This is a genomic window from Neisseria sp. P0019.S002, from assembly GCF_051957155.1.
Taxonomy (GTDB): Bacteria; Pseudomonadota; Gammaproteobacteria; order Burkholderiales; family Neisseriaceae; genus Neisseria; species Neisseria perflava.
Genome location: NZ_JBQCWS010000001.1, coordinates 595,560 through 612,207 on the forward strand (window position 1 = coordinate 595,560; position 16,648 = coordinate 612,207).

13 protein-coding genes are annotated in these 16,648 nt (G+C 48.3%); 5 read left to right on the forward strand and 8 right to left on the reverse strand.

Annotated elements, in window-relative coordinates; all coding sequences use genetic code 11:
- Positions 1-79: 79 nt before the first annotated feature.
- Together lipB and ACTHTY_RS03005 are read right to left on the reverse strand one after the other, a co-directional pair.
- Positions 80-682 (reverse strand): lipoyl(octanoyl) transferase LipB, encoded by a 603-nt coding sequence (gene lipB / locus ACTHTY_RS03000; RefSeq protein ID WP_440366425.1) that lies wholly within the window; start codon positions 680-682, stop codon positions 80-82.
- Positions 682-957: an HP0495 family protein gene (locus ACTHTY_RS03005; protein WP_070460750.1), complete on the reverse strand. Its 276-nt coding sequence runs from the start codon at positions 955-957 to the stop codon at positions 682-684. Before ACTHTY_RS03005 ends, lipB begins: the two co-directional genes overlap by 1 nt.
- Before the next feature lie 213 nt (positions 958-1,170).
- On the opposite strand from ACTHTY_RS03005, the gene lon reads away from it, so the two are divergent.
- From lon to ACTHTY_RS03030, 5 genes are all read left to right on the forward strand, one after another.
- Complete coding sequence (lon, locus tag ACTHTY_RS03010) at positions 1,171-3,630, forward strand: endopeptidase La (protein ID WP_440366426.1); 2,460 nt, start codon at positions 1,171-1,173, stop codon at positions 3,628-3,630.
- 185 nt (positions 3,631-3,815) lie between these two features.
- Entirely contained in the window at positions 3,816-4,085 is a 270-nt protein-coding gene (locus tag ACTHTY_RS03015; protein ID WP_003683413.1) for an HU family DNA-binding protein, read from the forward strand.
- 290 nt (positions 4,086-4,375) lie between these two features.
- Complete coding sequence (locus ACTHTY_RS03020) at positions 4,376-4,645, forward strand: FeoA family protein (RefSeq protein WP_003683509.1); 270 nt, start codon at positions 4,376-4,378, stop codon at positions 4,643-4,645.
- Positions 4,646-4,672: 27 nt separating this feature from the next.
- A complete protein-coding gene (gene feoB / locus ACTHTY_RS03025; RefSeq protein WP_049333813.1) occupies positions 4,673-6,541 on the forward strand; it encodes a ferrous iron transporter B in 1,869 nt (622 codons plus the stop codon).
- Positions 6,538-6,666 (forward strand): FeoB-associated Cys-rich membrane protein, encoded by a 129-nt coding sequence (locus ACTHTY_RS03030; RefSeq protein ID WP_003683546.1) that lies wholly within the window; start codon positions 6,538-6,540, stop codon positions 6,664-6,666. Before feoB ends, ACTHTY_RS03030 begins: the two co-directional genes overlap by 4 nt.
- A 113-nt stretch (positions 6,667-6,779) precedes the next feature.
- On the opposite strand, the gene ACTHTY_RS03035 is transcribed toward ACTHTY_RS03030, so the two are convergent.
- The 6 genes from ACTHTY_RS03035 to aceE all read right to left on the reverse strand — a co-directional run bounded on the left by ACTHTY_RS03035 (position 6,780) and on the right by aceE (position 16,159).
- Entirely contained in the window at positions 6,780-7,433 is a 654-nt protein-coding gene (locus ACTHTY_RS03035) for a DUF1287 domain-containing protein (RefSeq protein ID WP_440366427.1), read from the reverse strand.
- 224 nt (positions 7,434-7,657) lie between these two features.
- Complete coding sequence (gene mpl / locus ACTHTY_RS03040; RefSeq protein WP_440366428.1) at positions 7,658-9,034, reverse strand: UDP-N-acetylmuramate:L-alanyl-gamma-D-glutamyl-meso-diaminopimelate ligase; 1,377 nt, start codon at positions 9,032-9,034, stop codon at positions 7,658-7,660.
- 411 nt (positions 9,035-9,445) lie between these two features.
- Positions 9,446-9,784 carry a P-II family nitrogen regulator gene (locus ACTHTY_RS03045; RefSeq protein ID WP_003683576.1) on the reverse strand — a complete coding sequence of 113 codons (339 nt, stop codon included), beginning with the start codon at positions 9,782-9,784 and terminating at the stop codon, positions 9,446-9,448.
- Between the two features lie 89 nt (positions 9,785-9,873).
- Complete coding sequence (lpdA, locus tag ACTHTY_RS03050; protein WP_440366429.1) at positions 9,874-11,658, reverse strand: dihydrolipoyl dehydrogenase; 1,785 nt, start codon at positions 11,656-11,658, stop codon at positions 9,874-9,876.
- A gap of 78 nt (positions 11,659-11,736) precedes the next feature.
- Positions 11,737-13,347 carry a dihydrolipoyllysine-residue acetyltransferase gene (aceF, locus tag ACTHTY_RS03055; RefSeq protein WP_440366430.1) on the reverse strand — a complete coding sequence of 537 codons (1,611 nt, stop codon included), beginning with the start codon at positions 13,345-13,347 and terminating at the stop codon, positions 11,737-11,739.
- A gap of 148 nt (positions 13,348-13,495) precedes the next feature.
- Complete coding sequence (gene aceE / locus ACTHTY_RS03060) at positions 13,496-16,159, reverse strand: pyruvate dehydrogenase (acetyl-transferring), homodimeric type (protein ID WP_440366431.1); 2,664 nt, start codon at positions 16,157-16,159, stop codon at positions 13,496-13,498.
- Between the last annotated feature and the right edge of the window lie 489 nt (positions 16,160-16,648).

Genomic DNA, 16,648 nt, shown 5'->3' on the forward strand with positions numbered 1-16,648 from the left:
TAGTCTTTATGACCTAAGGGCTTGTGGGTTCAGAGGGGCAGTTAAAAGATGGTGTTGGGTCGAATATTTTCAGACGGCCTTATGCCAGCTCTTTTTGTAAATGCTTGGTCAGTTTGTCAGAAACTTCTGCCAAACTAGGTGCCGGAGAGACATAGTCGGCAATTTGGGTCATTTCCATACCGGCATAACCGCAGGGGTTAATATGGGTAAACGGACTTAAATCCATATTCACGTTAAGTGCCAAGCCGTGGTAAACGGAGCCGTCTTTAATACGCAGGCCTAGGGAAGCGATTTTACGCTCGCCGACGTAAACGCCGGGACGTTTTGGGTCGGCGGCTGCTTCGATGCCGTATTCTGCTAAGGTGGCGATGATGCTGTTTTCAAGTGCGGAAACGATATGGCGGACGCTGGTTTTACGGCGTTTGAAATTGATCATCGTATAGACGACCAATTGACCGGGACCGTGATAGGTAATTTGACCGCCTCTGTCAATTTGGACAACGGGTATATCGTCGCGAATGAGGAGGTGTTCAGGGTTTCCGGCCAAGCCCTGGGTGAATACGGGCGGATGTTCGACCACCCATAATTCGTCTTCGGTGTTTTCGTCACGCGAGGCATTAAATGCCTTCATGGCTTCGAAAGTCGGCAGGTAATCGACCAAGCCTTTGTGCACGATTTTCATTACAGCACCACTTTTACCAATTCGTGTGAAGTCAGGTCGCGGTAGATATTGTCGAGCTGCTCTTGGTTGTCGACATTTACTTTGACGGTTGCGCCGGTATAGTTGCCTTTGCTGCTTGGGCGCGTAGTAATGTGGTGCGGCTCGGTATCGGGAGCATGTTTGCGCACGGTTTCCAAGATGGCGGATTCAAATTCCGGATGAACCGCGCCCATGACTTTTACAGGGAAGGTGCAAGGGAATTCAATTAATGATTTTTTTTCGGTTGAGTCTGTCATGGTTTACTACCTTGTTTGGTTAGCCAGGGCCGTCTGAAAAGTTTTCAGACGGCCCAAAATCCGATATATTTTATCGTAAACGTCCATATCGGGCTATTAAAAATGATGTTTTTGAAAATAGGTGCGGATAAGCTGTTTTCAAGTCTTGAAATGGAGCGCTTCAGCCCAATTTTGAGCTACATTCTGATTTAACAATGATTGAGATTATTAACTATGCCGACAAAAGACAAATATTTCGAGGAATACAGTGCGCTGGCTACTTTGCCTTTACGCGATGTCGTGGTGTATCCGCATATGGTATTGCCGCTATTCGTCGGTCGTCCTAAATCGATTGCGGCCCTTGAGGCGGCAATGGCCAATGATGATCCGGTTTTCCTGTTGGCCCAGCTTGACCCTAATACAGAAGACCCTAAAGCCGAAGATTTGCACCAAACTGGTACGGTTGCCCAAGTTTTGCAGGTTTTGAAGCTGCCTGACGGCACCGTTAAAGTATTGGTAGAAGGTATCCGTCGTGCGCGCGCGTTGACGGTTGATGAAACAGGCGGATTGTTTTTATCCCATGTTGAGGCGATTGATGAAAACAGCGACAAGGACAATCCTGAAATTGAGGCCTTGCGCCGTACTCTGCTGACTCAATTTGAGCAATATGCGAAGTTGAACAAAAAAATCCCTGCCGAAGTTATCAGTACCATCAGTAGTATCGATGACAACAGCCGTCTTGCCGATACGATTGCCGCGCATTTGCAGCTGAAATTGGAGCAGCGTCAATATGTGCTGGAGACTGCCGGCATTGTTGAGCGTTTGGAATTTCTGCTGGCTCAGTTGGAAGCCGAACTCGACATCATGCAGGTCGAGAAACGCATTCGTGGCCGTGTGAAACGTCAAATGGAAAAATCCCAACGTGAGTATTACTTGAATGAGCAAGTAAAAGCGATTCAGAAAGAATTGGGCGAAGAAGACGAACGCGGCGAGCTGGACGCATTGGAAGCAAAAATCAAAGAAGCAGGCATGAGCAAAGAGGCTGAAGAAAAATGTCTGTCTGAATTGAAAAAACTGAAAATGATGCCGCCGATGTCTGCGGAATCTACCGTTGTACGCAACTATATCGATACTTTGCTTGAGCTGCCGTGGAAGAAAAAATCCCGTGTCAGCAAAGATATTGCCAAAGCTGATTTGATTTTGAATGCCGACCACTATGGTTTGGAAAAAGTCAAAGAACGTATTTTGGAATATTTGGCTGTTCAAAAACGTATGGACAAGCTCAAAGGCCCGATTTTGTGTTTGGTTGGTCCTCCGGGGGTAGGTAAAACTTCCTTGGGTGAGTCGATTGCCAAAGCCACAGGTCGCCAATATGTGCGTATGGCGTTGGGCGGCGTGCGTGATGAAAGCGAAATCCGCGGCCACCGCCGTACCTATATCGGCTCTATGCCGGGCAAAATCCTGCAAAACATGGCGAAAGCAGGTGTGAAAAATCCATTGTTCCTGCTTGATGAAATCGACAAGATGGGCAGCGATTTCCGCGGCGATCCGGCCAGTGCATTGCTTGAGGTGCTGGATCCTGAGCAAAACAACAAGTTTGCCGACCACTATGCCGAAGTCGATTATGATTTGAGCGATGTGATGTTTATTGCCACTTCAAACAGCTTGAATATCCCGACTCCGTTGCTTGACCGTATGGAAATTATCCGTCTGTCCGGTTATACGGAAGATGAAAAAATCAATATCGCCATGCAATACCTTGTGCCGAAACAAATGAAGCGCAATGGTGTGAAAGAGGGCGAGTTGGTGGTTGATGAAAGTGCGGTGCGCGATATTATCCGTTACTACACCCGCGAGGCCGGTGTCCGTTCGTTGGATCGCGAAATTGCCAAAATCTGCCGTAAAGTGGTGATGCAGGTTACTTTGAATGAGGACAAGAAAAAAGCGTCCAAATCCAAAACAGTAAGCAAGGCCAAGCCTAAAGCGATTAAAGTTACTGAGAAAAATCTGCATGACTATTTAGGCGTGCGCCGTTTCGACTATGGTGTGGCCGAAAGCGAAAACCGCATCGGTCAGGTAACCGGTTTGGCTTGGACCGAAGTCGGTGGCGAGTTATTGACCGTAGAGGCAGTTGCCTTGCCGGGCAAAGGTACGATTCAATGTACCGGCCAACTGGGCGATGTCATGAAAGAATCGGTATCGGCCGCATGGTCGGTTGTCCGTTCCCGTGCTGAATCAGTGGGTTTGGCTCCTGATTTTTACGAGAAGAAAGACATTCACGTCCATGTGCCTGAAGGTGCGACGCCCAAAGACGGTCCGAGCGCAGGTATCGCCATGACTTTGGCGATGGTTTCTGCCTTCACCAAAATTCCGGTGCGTGCGGACGTGGCGATGACCGGCGAAATCACTTTGCGTGGCGAAGTCTTGCCGATCGGCGGTTTGAAGGAAAAACTGCTGGCTGCTTTGCGTGGCGGGATCAAGCATGTATTGATTCCAAAAGACAACGTCAAAGATTTGGAAGAAATCCCTGAAAATGTCAAAACCGGTCTGACCATTCATCCGGTCAAATGGATTGATGAAGTGTTGGCTTTGGGCTTGGAAACTCAGCCTGAGCAATGGGCGGCTGAATTGGCGGTTGCCGATACCCCGCAAACTTCTAAGGCGAAGTCAAGAACAAAAGCAACCAAGCATTAAGTTGGCCGTCTGATGTTGCAAAAAATGTGGTTTTGCCCTGAATGCCACAAAAATAGGGCAATTCCACATCTTTTACTTGACATGATAATTTCAGAATTGCTATAAAGTGCGTATGTGCTTTAAAAGTGCTTAAGCCCCGAGTATTCGGGCATTTCATCATTTTTTACGATAGGAAGGGACTAATTGTGAACAAGTCTGAATTGATCGAAGCAATTGCTCAAGAAGCCGGCATTTCCAAATCTGCTGCGCAAAAAGCTTTGGATGCTACTACTAATGCCGTAACCAACGCGTTGAAAAACGGCGACACTGTTACTCTGGTCGGTTTCGGTACTTTCTACGTCGGCGAACGCGCCGAACGTCAAGGCCGCAACCCTAAAACTGGCGAGCCTTTGACTATTGCTGCTGCTAAAACTCCTAAATTCCGTGCCGGTAAAGCATTGAAAGACGCTCTGTAATTTAGAGTCTTTCCCTGAATGGGAATAAAAAACCGATTTGATTCGGTTTTTTATTTTGAAGGCCGTCTGAAACCTTTCAGACGGCCTTTAGTTTATCTTGTTACATTTGATTTTTACATTAATAAGATTTATCATTAGCAAAGAAAATAACAATACTTAAAACAAACCGCACTTATCGAAAGAAGAGGCAAATAGCCACTCATAACCAATCTTTCAAATGTGCCGCACATTCGTCATTCTTCTCACGTTTTTTAATAATCTACTTTTAAAACAAATGAAAAGAGAGGCTTATGTCTACCATTCCTTTGTCGCGCCTGAAAAAAGGCGCAGTCGTACATATTGATTCCATTGCTCCCAATCCTGTTTTTGGTGATTTGGATACCTTGGTAACCCGTCGTCTTTCGGATTTGGGTTTTTCCAGCGGAATGCCGTTGCAAGTGATTGCCGTGGGCGGTTTTGGGAGAGGCCCGTTTGCGGTACGTTTGGGTAACCAATCTCAATTTTCCCTGCGTTTGGAAGAGGCCGGGAAGATTATGTGTCGTATCGTTGAGGCCGTTTAAGGCCGTCTGAAAGAATAAGGAAAAATGATGGAACTAAGCTATTTTGCCTTGATTGGCGCGCCAAACTGCGGCAAAACCGTTTTGTTTAACGGTTTGACCGGCTCACATGCCAAGGTTGCCAATTATCCGGGCGTAACTGTCGATAAGCGCGAGGGCGCCTTCCTCGACGACGAGGCCGTCCGCATTATCGACCTGCCGGGCACATACAGCCTACGCACGACCAGCCCCGACGAAGCGGTGGCGAAAGATGTAATGGTAGGCAAGATGGGCATTCCGCCCGATGCCATTATTGCCGTTGCCGACGCGACCAACCTGCGTATGACCCTGCGCATGATTTTGGAACTGAAAACGCTGGGACTGCCTATGGTGGTGTCGCTGAATTTGAGCGACGTGGCCCGCAAAAGGGGCTTGAATATCGACGCGGCCAAACTGAGCGAGTTGTTGGATGCACCTGTTTTGGAAACAGTTGCAGTGAGCGCGTCGGGCGTACAGGCTGTACGCGAAGCCGTGGCGAAGCTGCCGCGCAAACGCTCTTTCCCCGCAAACCCCACCTCTGCCGAACGCACGCTCGATGCGCTGGATAGCGACAAACTTTATCAAGAAGTCGAATCGATTTTGGCACAAGTGGTACGCACCCAGATGACGCTGCCCGCATGGCACAAAAAACTCGACGACATCGTGCTGCACCCCGTCTGGGGCATGATTATGCTGCTGGTGATCCTGTTTATGGTGTTCCAAGCGGTATACACTTGGGCAGCACCGATTATGGACGCCATTGAAGGCGGTTTTACCGCACTGGGAGAATGGATAGGCGCGAACATGGAACCGGGCATCCTCAACGATTTGCTGGTCAACGGCGTCATTGCCGGTTTGGGCAGCGTGTTGGTGTTCCTGCCTCAGATTACGATTTTGTTTGCCTTTATCCTGCTATTGGAAGACTCAGGCTATCTGCCGCGTGCAGCCTTCCTGCTGGATAACATCATGGCAAAAAGCGGTTTGTCCGGCCGTTCGTTTATTCCCCTTTTGTCCAGCTTTGCCTGTGCCGTTCCTGCCGTGATGTCGGCGCGTACCATTAACGACCCGCGCGAACGCCTTGTTACCATCGCGGTTGCGCCGTTGCTGACTTGTTCCGCACGTTTGCCAGTGTATGCGCTGATTATCGCCGCTGTTATTCCTGACCGTACAGTGGGTGGGATTTTCAACCTGCAAGGCCTGACATTGTTTATTCTTTATATCGTAGGCATTCTGTCGGCCGCATTGGCAGCGTATATCATGAAACGCTTGGCGCGGATGAAAGGCAATGTGCAACAATTCCCACTTTTGATGGAATTGCCGACTTTCCGTACGCCTAACTTCAAACACATCATGACCAGCTTGTGGGATAGGGTAAAAGCCTTCCTGAAACGCGCGGGTACCATCATTTTTGCGTTGGCCGTGGTTCTGTGGGGCTTGGTAAGCTGGCCGCAACCGCCTGAAGGCGCAACCGGTGCCGCCATCGATTACAGCTTGGCAGGTACGCTTGGTCATGCTATTCAGCCGTTTTTTGCACCTTTAGGCTTTACTTGGGAAATGTGTATCGCCATGATTCCGGGTATTGCCGCGCGCGAAGTGGTCGTTGCCGCTTTGGGTACTGTTTACGCCGTCAGCGCATCGTCTGAAGATGCAGTACAAAACGCACTGATTCCTATCATACACAACAACTGGGGCTTGCCGACTGCCTTTGCCTTCTTGGCTTGGTATGTGTATGCTCCGATGTGTGCCGCAACTTTGGCCGTAATTAAACGCGAAACCAAATCCACGAAAAATATGCTTATGATTACAGGCTATTTGTTCCTGATGGCTTATTTTGCCGCATTCGTGGTTTACCAAATTTCTTCAAGGATACTATCGTCATGACTCAATATATTATCGTCGGCTTGATTATGCTCGCCTGCGTATTCTTCCTTTTGCGAAAATTCGTGTTCAAACCGAAAAAACGCGACTGCAGCAGCGGCTGCGGCAAATGCGGCGGTTGCGGTTAAATAAAGAGGGTTAGGTAAGTAAAAGGCCATCTGAAACTGTTTCAGACGGCCTTTTTTATTGCTCTATGGCTTTTCAGATGCAAAACTAGGTATTTAGAGCTTAGCACCAGGATTTATTGAACGGGAAGTCTGAAATGTCCGGTAATGGTGTAGCGGTAGAGGACATCGTCTTCACGGGTTCCTGAACCGATATTATGGATAATCAGGGGCCTGTCTCCGATTTTTCGATCGGAGACGATACCGATATGGGGACGGTTGCCTTTCAGTTCCCAAGTTACAATATCGCCAGCTTGATAGTTTGTATCTTGAACTGCCCAGCCTTGACGCGTGAAATAAGTCATTAGGTTAGGTACGCGGCGGTGGTCAATATTGGTATCAGGTTGTTTCAAACCCCAGCGTTTCGGATAGACGGAAAAGTTGCGGCTCATGTCTTGATGAACAAGATCTTGCAAATCTATATTTTGGTCGCGCAAGGCACGGATAATGACGTCTGTGCAAACGCCTTTTGATATCGGCACATCTCCCATCGGATAAGTGAGCTTCGTGTAAGCTGGGTCGTAACGAAGGGTTTTGCCGATTTGGTTGCGCGCAGATTGTACGATTTGCGGTGATGGTCCTTTGGGTTCGGTAATTTTTTGTTGTAGGAAATCGGTATTAATACTTAGGATAGAATTGTGATGACGAGCAAAAAATACAACTGTTGTAATCAGAAGGATAGAAAGCGCAATACTGAGAACTATGGGCTTAAAGGCTATTTTGTGTTTCATGATATATGCACGGCTTAGATGTTGTCTGCATTATTATCAGATTTTTGAGTGGGTTGGCAATGCATAATGGAAAAATGGTCTTGAGCAAGTATGTACGGGTAAATAATAGATGAGTGTTATTTGGGTATTACCAAAACATTTTTCGTAAATATAGATTTTAAATTGGTACATGATAAAAGGCCGTCTGAAAACTTTTCAGACGGCCTTAGTTATTGGGGAAGGCATTATTTCAATGCTTCTAACAGCTTTCCGTGTATTCCGCCGAAACCGCCGTTGCTCATGACCAAAATATGATCGCCTGCTTCGGCATTTTTCACGATTTCGGCAACAAAGGCATCGAAGTCTTTGCCGACGTGCAGCTTGCTGCCTAAAGGCGCGAGGGCTTCGGCAACATCCCAGTCCACGCCGCCGGCGTAGCAGAATACTTGGTCTGCATCATTTAAACTTGCGGGTAGAGCGGCTTTCATGGTGCCGAGTTTCATGGTGTTGGAACGCGGCTCGAGGACGGCGAGGATGCGTGCGTTACCGACGCGCTGGCGCAGACCTTCGATAGTGGTTTCGATGGCGGTCGGGTGGTGGGCAAAGTCATCGTAAACAGTGATGCCGTTTACCGTGCCTTTGATTTCCATACGGCGTTTGACGTTTTTAAATGCACTTAAAGCTTCGCAGGCCGTCTGAATATCGACGCCGGCATGACGTGCAGCGGAGATAACGGCGAGGGCGTTCATACGGTTGTGTTCGCCCATCAGTTCCCACGCGACGTGTCCGACTGTTTCGCCGTGATGGCGTACGTCGAACGAGCCGTCGGCATGGACGGTACCAACCTGCCAGCCTTGTTCGGTACCAAATTTTTCTACGGGCGTCCAGCAGCCTTTATCCAGAGTATCTTGCAGGCTTTGCTGCTGGCCGTTGCAGACGATTAAGCCTTCAGACGGCACGGTGCGTACCAAATGATGGAATTGGGTTTGAATGGCGCCCAAATCGGCAAAAATGTCGGCGTGGTCGAATTCTAAATTGTTCAAAATGGCGGTACGCGGACGGTAGTGTACGAATTTGGAGCGTTTGTCGAAAAAGGCAGTATCGTATTCATCGGCTTCGATAACGAAAAACGGCGATTTGCTGTTCGGGTCTTGGTGCGGAGTTTGCGGCAGACGGGCGGAAACGCTGAAGTTTTCCGGTACGCCGCCAATTAGGAAGCCCGGTGCGAGACCTGCATATTCCAAGACCCAGGCGAGCATGGAGGCGGTAGTCGTTTTGCCGTGTGTTCCGGCTACGCCGAGTACCCAGTGATGGTGTAATACGTTTTCAGCAAGCCATTGCGGGCCGGAAATGTAAGGCAGGCCTTTATTCAAAATGGCTTCAATCACATCCATGCCGCGTTTGGCAACATTACCGATAACGTAAATATCGGCTTTAAATTCGTCCAATTGAGCGGCATCAAAACCTTCATGTACGTCTATGCCCAAGGCTTCAAGCTGGGTACTCATCGGCGGATATATCTTGGCGTCGCAACCGCTGACTTTAAAACCTGCTTCTTTGGCAATAGCCGCTACGCCGCCCATAAATGTGCCGCCGATACCGATAATGTGGATGTGTTTCATGATAAGACTGTCTTTGGATAAATTAATTTTAAAGCCATCATTATAACGGAGTTTGGATAAAGAAAGGGGTCGTCTGAAAAGTTAGGCAACAACAAGAATAGGAAAAAATGCGAAGAATTGATTTTAAAAGGAGGGCATTGAGGTTTTGCAAGTATGGGATTGGGGTTAGCCCTGCTTTGGAAAGAGTTATTTGATACGGTAAAGTCGTTCACGAAGGTCAGGTGAAGCATTGCCTCGAACTCCTCCATGCTTGATAGCGTGAGGTTTTCGGTAACCGGTTTATTTGGATAGACTTTAGAAAATGGATGGTTGTTGTTATTAAAATAATGCCGTCTGAAAAATAAGTCCTGAGCAAACCACGCTATGACTTATTTTCAGACGGCATTTGTCTTCTGTATTTTAGGATTTCTATTAAAGCGCTGCTTCCGAGCGTTCACCGGTACGGATACGGATAGCTTCTTCAACCGGATAAATAAAGATTTTACCGTCACCGATTTTGCCGGAATGTGCGGTTTCCAAGATGGCATCAACAGCTTGATCGACTTTATCATCAGCCAATACCAATTCGATTTTCACTTTAGGCAGAAAATCGACTGCGTATTCCGCGCCGCGATAAATTTCCGTATGGCCTTTTTGGCGGCCGAAACCTTTGACTTCGCTGACGGTCATGCCGGTAATGCCGATTTCAGTCAGGATTTCGCGTACATCGTCGAGTTTGAAAGGTTTGATAATAGCTTCGATTTTTTTCATATTGAGTCTCCTAATTTGCGAAAAGGCCGTCTGAAACATTCAGACGGCCTTTGTTCCATCAAGTTCGTTCAAATTTTATTTGAGTGAACTTATTTCTTTTTCTGAGCAGGCAGGTCGGTACATACGCCCAATGCCACTTCCGCAGCCATACCGATGGATTCGCCAAGGGTTGGGTGTGGGTGGATGGTTTTACCGATATCGGCTGCATCACAGCCCATTTCAATCGCCAAGCAGACTTCGCCGATCATATCGCCGCCGTTAGGACCAACGATACCGCCACCGATGATACGACCGGTTTCAGCATCAAAAATCAGCTTAGTGAAACCATTGTCGCAACCGTTGGCAATCGCACGGCCGGAAGCAGCCCATGGGAAGTTGGCTTTGGTGATTTTGCGGCCGGAAGCTTTGGCTGACAATTCGGTTTCGCCAACCCATGCCACTTCAGGAGAAGTGTAGGCAACGCCCGGAATAACGCGTGCGTCGAAGTAGGCTTTGTGGCCGGCACAGTTTTCAGCGGCAACGTGGCCTTCGTGAACGGCTTTGTGTGCCAACATCGGTTGACCGACGATGTCGCCGATAGCGTAGATGTGCGGCACATTGGTACGCATTTGTTTGTCCACTTCGATAAAGCCACGGTCGGTTACGGCAACGCCTGCTTTTTCAGCGCTGATCAGTTTGCCGTTAGGAGCACGACCGGCAGCTACGAGTACGGCATCGTAACGTTGTGGCTCTTTAGGTGCATTTGCACCTTCAAAGGTAACGTAAACTCCGTCTTCTTTAGGCTCGACAGCAACAGTTTTAGTATTGATCATGATGTTGTCAAAACGGTATTCGTTTTGTTTTTGCCATACTTTAACCAAATCGCGGTCTGCGCCTTGCATCAGGCCGTCCATCATTTCAACAACATCCAGGCGAGAACCCAGCGTGCTGTAAACCGTACCCATTTCGAGACCGATAATACCGCCGCCGATGATCAACAGTTTGCCCGGTACTTCTTTCAAAGCCAATGCGCCGCTGGAATCGATGATGCGTGGATCTTCAGGGATGAAAGGCAGTTTGGTTACGCGGCTGCCTGCTGCAATGATACAGTTTTTGAAGGCAATGATTTTTTTCTCACCGGTAGGTGTAGCTTGTTCGTACACGTCGCCGGTAGTCAGCGACACTTCCAAGTGGTGCGGATCTAAGAATTGGCCGTCGCCTTGGATAACGTCTACTTTACGGCCTTTGGCCATACCTGCCAAACCGGTGGTCAGACGGGAAACTACGCCGTCTTTGTAGGCACGAAGCATGTCGATGTCGAGTTCAGGCTCAGGGTATTTGATACCGTTGGCAGCCAAGTGGCGTACTTCATCGATAACGGCAGCATTGTGCAACAGGGCTTTGGAAGGGATACAGCCGACGTTCAAGCAAACGCCGCCCAAAGTTTTGTAACGTTCAACGATGGCAACTTTTAAGCCTTCGTCAGCAGCGGCAAATGCAGCGGAATAACCACCGGGGCCGCCACCCAATACAACTACGTCGTATTCGGCATCGGCAGAGCCGCCAAATTGAGCAGCTTGAGGGGCAGGAGCGGCTGCTTTAGGTGCTTCTTGTACAGGAGCGGCAGGCGCTTCGGTTTTAGGAGTAGTAGCTGCACCTTCAGCCTCAACGACAACAATCAAACCGCCTTCAGAGATTTTGTCACCCACTTTAACTTTAACTTCTTTGACTACACCCGCAACTTCGGCAGGTACGTCCATAGTCGCTTTATCGGTTTCCAAAGTAATCAGGGTATCGTCCACAGCAATGGTGTCGCCTACATTTACTTCAACCGCAATAATATCTACGTTTTCGTGACCGCCAATGTCGGGCACTTTTAATTCAACTAAGCTCATGTCTAATCTTTCTGAATGATGTTCGGACTTCTTTTTTCAGACGGCCTTTCTATTACAGGCCGTCTGAAAATGCTCGGATTACAGAGTAATGCGGCGGAAGTCTTTCAACAGGTTAGCCAGGAATACGGTGAAACGCATACCGGCGGCACCGTCGATGACGCGGTGGTCGAAGGACAGGCTCAATGGGCACATCAGGCGAGGAGCAAATTCTTTGCCGTTCCAAACCGGTTTGATTTGGGATTTGCACACGCCCAAGATAGCAACTTCAGGAGCATTCACGATTGGCGTGAAGCCTGTACCGCCGATACCGCCCAAGCTGGAAATAGTAAAGCATGCGCCTTGCATTTCTTGTGGTTTGAGCTTGCCTTCGCGGGCTTTTTTAGACAATTCAGTCAGCTCTTGGCTGATTTGTTTCAAGCCTTTTTGATCCACATCTTTGATGACTGGAACAACCAAGCCGTTTGGCGTGTCGGCTGCAAAACCGATATTGAAGTAGTTTTTCAGCACCAAGTTGTCGCCATCCAAAGAGGCATTGAATTCAGGGAAGGCTTTCAGCGCAGCAACAGAGGCTTTAATGATGAACGCCAATGGGGACAATTTCACGCCTTCACGTTCCCATTCTTTGTTCAGTTGTTTGCGGAATTCTTCCAATTCGGTCATGTCCGCTTCTTCGTGTACGGTAACGTGAGGAATCACAACCCAGTTGCGAGACAGGTTTTGACCGGAAATTTTCTTAATGCGAGACAACTCTTTAACTTCGACGCTGCCGAATTTAGAGAAGTCAACTTTAGGCCATGGCAACAAGTCCAGACCACCTCCCAAAGAGGCAGCGGCAGGTTTGCCTGCACCGCTTTGCATAACGGATTTAACGAAGGCTTTAACGTCTTCGCCCATGATACGGCCTTTCAGACCGGTACCTTTGACTTGACCCAGATCTACGCCCAATTCGCGTGCCAGTTTGCGTGCGGAAGGACCGGCATGAGCTTTGGCAAATGCAGCTTCGTCGATTTTGGCAGCTGCAGGTGCAGAAGGTGCAGGCGCAGCGGCTGGTGCGGGAGCGGCAGCAGGAGCTGGAGCAGCGGCTGGTGCAGGTGCGGCAGCTTGAGCGACAGGAGCAGCTGCGGCGGAACCGGCGGTTTCTACTTCGATAATGGCAGAACCTTCAGATACTTTGTCGCCAACTTTTACAAATACGGCTTTAACCACACCGGCTTCTGTACATGGTACGTCCATAGTGGCTTTGTCGGTTTCCAGAGTAATCAGAGTGTCGTCAACGGCAACAGTGTCGCCAACTTTAATTTCAACGGCAATAATGTCTACATCTGTATGACCGCCAATATCCGGTACAACAACTTTTACAGTTGCCCCGCCTGCAGGGGCTGCGGCAGGAGCGGCAGCGGGAGCTGCAGGAGCTTCAGCTGCAGGAGCCGGGGCTGCATCGGCAGCGGCGGCATCGGTTTCAACGGTCAGAATAACGCCGCCTTCAGAGATTTTATCGCCAACTTTAACTTTAACTTCTTTCACGACACCGGCTGCATCGGCAGGTACGTCCATAGTGGCTTTGTCGGTTTCTAAAGTAATCAGGGTGTCGTCAACGGCAATGGTGTCGCCTGCTTTAACTTCTACAGCGATGATGTCGACGTTTTCATGACCGCCGATATCAGGGACTTTGATTTCTACGATACTCATTTGAGTTCCTTTAATATTTTCAGTTTGATGCCGTCTGAAAACTGTTTCACACGGCATCGGTACAGTTTGTCTGTTCAAACCATTCAAGCATTTGGTTTTCAGACGGCCTAATGTTGGCATGAAGCAAACAGGCCGTCTGAAACATCAATTAGCGTTTCCAGCTAGGAGCCGAATCAGCTTTAATGCCATATTTTTCAATGGCTTGTTGAACGGTTTCTTTGCTGACTTTGCCTTGCTCGGCCAATGCGCTCAATGCAGCAACGGCAACGTTGTAGCGGTCAACTTCGAAGAAGCTGCGCAGGTTGGCACGGCTGTCGGAGCGACCGAAGCCGTCAGTACCCAAGACATGGTAGTCGTTAGGGATATAGGCACGGATGCGGTCAGCATAGCTGCGGATATAGTCGGTAGCGGCAATAACCGGACCGTCATGACCTTGCAGTTGAGAAGTAACAAACGGTACTTTTGCAGTTTCCAAAGGATTCAGGCGGTTGAAACGTTCTGCTTCGATAGCGTCGCGATGCAACAGGTTGAAAGATGGGCAAGACCAGATGTCTGCTTCTACGCCGAAGTCGGCTTTCAACAATTCAGCACCGGCAATGACTTCTTGCAGGATGGTACCGGAACCCATCAATTGGACTTTTTTGTCGCCTTTTCCGCCGGCTTTCAGCAAGTACATACCTTTCAGGATGTCTTGTTCTACGCCTTCAGGCATGTCCGGATGGGTGTAGTTTTCATTCATCAGGGTGATGTAGTAGAACACGTCTTCGTGGTTAACATACATGCGGCGCAAGCCATCGTGTACGATAACGGCTACTTCATATTGGAATGTCGGGTCGTAAGAAACGCAGTTTGGAATCAAATCTGCTTGAACATGGCTGTGGCCGTCTTCGTGTTGCAGACCTTCGCCATTCAGTGTTGTACGGCCGGCAGTACCACCCAGCAGGAAACCGCGTGCATGCATATCGCCTGCTGCCCATGCCAAGTCGCCAACGCGTTGGAAACCGAACATAGAGTAGTAGATGTAGAAAGGAATCATGGCAAAGTCGTTGTTTGCGTAGCTGGTCGCAGCAGCAATCCAGTCAGCCATGGCACCCGGTTCGTTAATACCTTCTTGCAAGATTTGACCGTCAACAGACTCTTTATAAAACATCAGTTGGTCTTTATCTTGAGGAGTGTATTGTTGGCCTTTAGGGTTCCAAATACCGTATTGGCGGAACATACCTTCCATACCGAACGTACGGCTTTCATCAGGAACGATAGGCACCACGCGTTTGCCGATTTTTTTGTCTTTCAGCAAAGTAGACAGGATGCGGACGAAAGCCATGGTGGTTGAGAATTCACGGTCGCCGCTGGATTTCAGTTGAGTCTCAAATGCTGACAGTTCAGGCACTTCCAGAACTTCTTGGGTAGGTTTGCGTTGAGGCAGGTAGCCACCCAAAGCTTCACGGCGTGCATGCAGGTATTTGTATTCTTCGCTGTCGGGAGCAAAAGTCAGGTAAGGCAGGTCGCCGCTGTCGATTTGCTCGTCGGTAACAGGAATGTCAAAGCGGTCACGGAATTGTTTCAGAGAAGCTTTGTCCATTTTTTTGGCTTGGTGGGCAACGTTTTGACCTTCGCCGGATGCACCCATACCGTAACCTTTAATGGTTTTCGCCAAGATTACAGTAGGTTTGCCGTCGGCGTGGTTCACTGCGCGGTCGTAAGCGTTGTACACTTTTTGAGGGTCATGGCCACCACGGTTCAATGCCCAAATTTGCTCATCAGTCATATCGGCGACCAATGCTTTCAGTTCAGGCGTATTGAAGAAGTGTTCGCGAACGTATGCACCGTCTTTGGATTTGTAAGTTTGGTAGTCACCGTCCAAGCACTCTTCCATACGTTTACGCAGGATACCATCTTTGTCTTTTGCCAAGAGGCGGTCCCAACGACGACCCCAGATGACTTTCACAACATTCCAGCCTGCGCCGGCAAAGTTGCCTTCCAGCTCTTGAATGATTTTGCCGTTACCGCGTACTGGGCCGTCCAAACGTTGCAGGTTACAGTTGATGACGAATACCAAGTTGTCCAAGCCTTCGCGTGAAGCCAGAGCAATAGCACCTTGGCTTTCAGGTTCGTCCATTTCGCCGTCGCCACAGAATACCCATACTTTACGGCCTTTGGTTTTAGCCAGGCCGCGAGATTCCAAGTATTTCAGGAAACGGGCTTGGTAAATCGCCATCAATGGGCCAAGACCCATAGATACGGTTGGGAATTGCCAGAAGTCAGGCAACAGGTGAGGGTGAGGATAGGAAGGCAGACCATGACCGGCAACTTCTTGACGGAAGTTGTTCAATTGGTCTTCAGTCAGACGGCCTTCAACGAAAGCGCGTGCGTAGATACCAGGGGCAACGTGGCCTTGGAAGAATACCAAATCGCCTTCTTCGCCTTCACCTTTAGCTTTCCAGAAGTGGTTGAAGCCGACTTCGTACATAGTGGCGGCTGATTGGAAAGATGCAATGTGTCCACCCAATTCCAAATCTTTTTTACCTGCGCGCAAAACGATAGCGGCAGCGTTCCAACGAACGAATGCACGGATACGGTGTTCGATGTTTTGGTCGCCGGGGATGCCTTTTTCGTCTTCAACGGAAACGGTGTTCAAGTATGGAGTAGTGGTACCGTGAGGCATACGGATGCCTTTGTCACGGCTGTATTTGACCAAACTTTCCAGGAGATACTGGGCGCGTTCGCTGCCTTCATATTCTAAAACAGAGCTTAACGCGTCTAACCATTCTTTGGTTTCAATTGGGTCAACATCGTGTAATTGGGTGGACATAATATCTATCCTTGTGTTGAGTGTTTTTCAATGACGGAGTATTACTCCGATATTTTCGTTTGTGAACAAATACGGCTTATAAACGAAAATTCCAAGAGTCAAATTCGAAAAAATTTTAATTATTTAAATATTTTCAATACGTTATATGAAGCAATGAAAATTCTGAAAAATTAAAATTTTTTGCAAACTGGCTAACCTGCAAATGCTATCAGTAATTGGGCAAACTGGCAAATCGCGCTGTTGATATTAATAGGAGGGTAGAGGTTGAATTGATGATTTTTAAAAGTGCCCTTATGATGGTTTTAAAATTAGAATATTAAACAGACACGGTAAAAGTCTCTGTTGTTTGGATGAAAAAATTCGAATACGAAAATTAATTTTCAAAATTTGTCTAAAATCGAAAATTAAATTTAAACTTTGAGTTTGAAAAAGAAAATTCAGACCGTGTTATTTTTTACAAGCGAATGGGCCGTCTGAAGATTTTGGAAG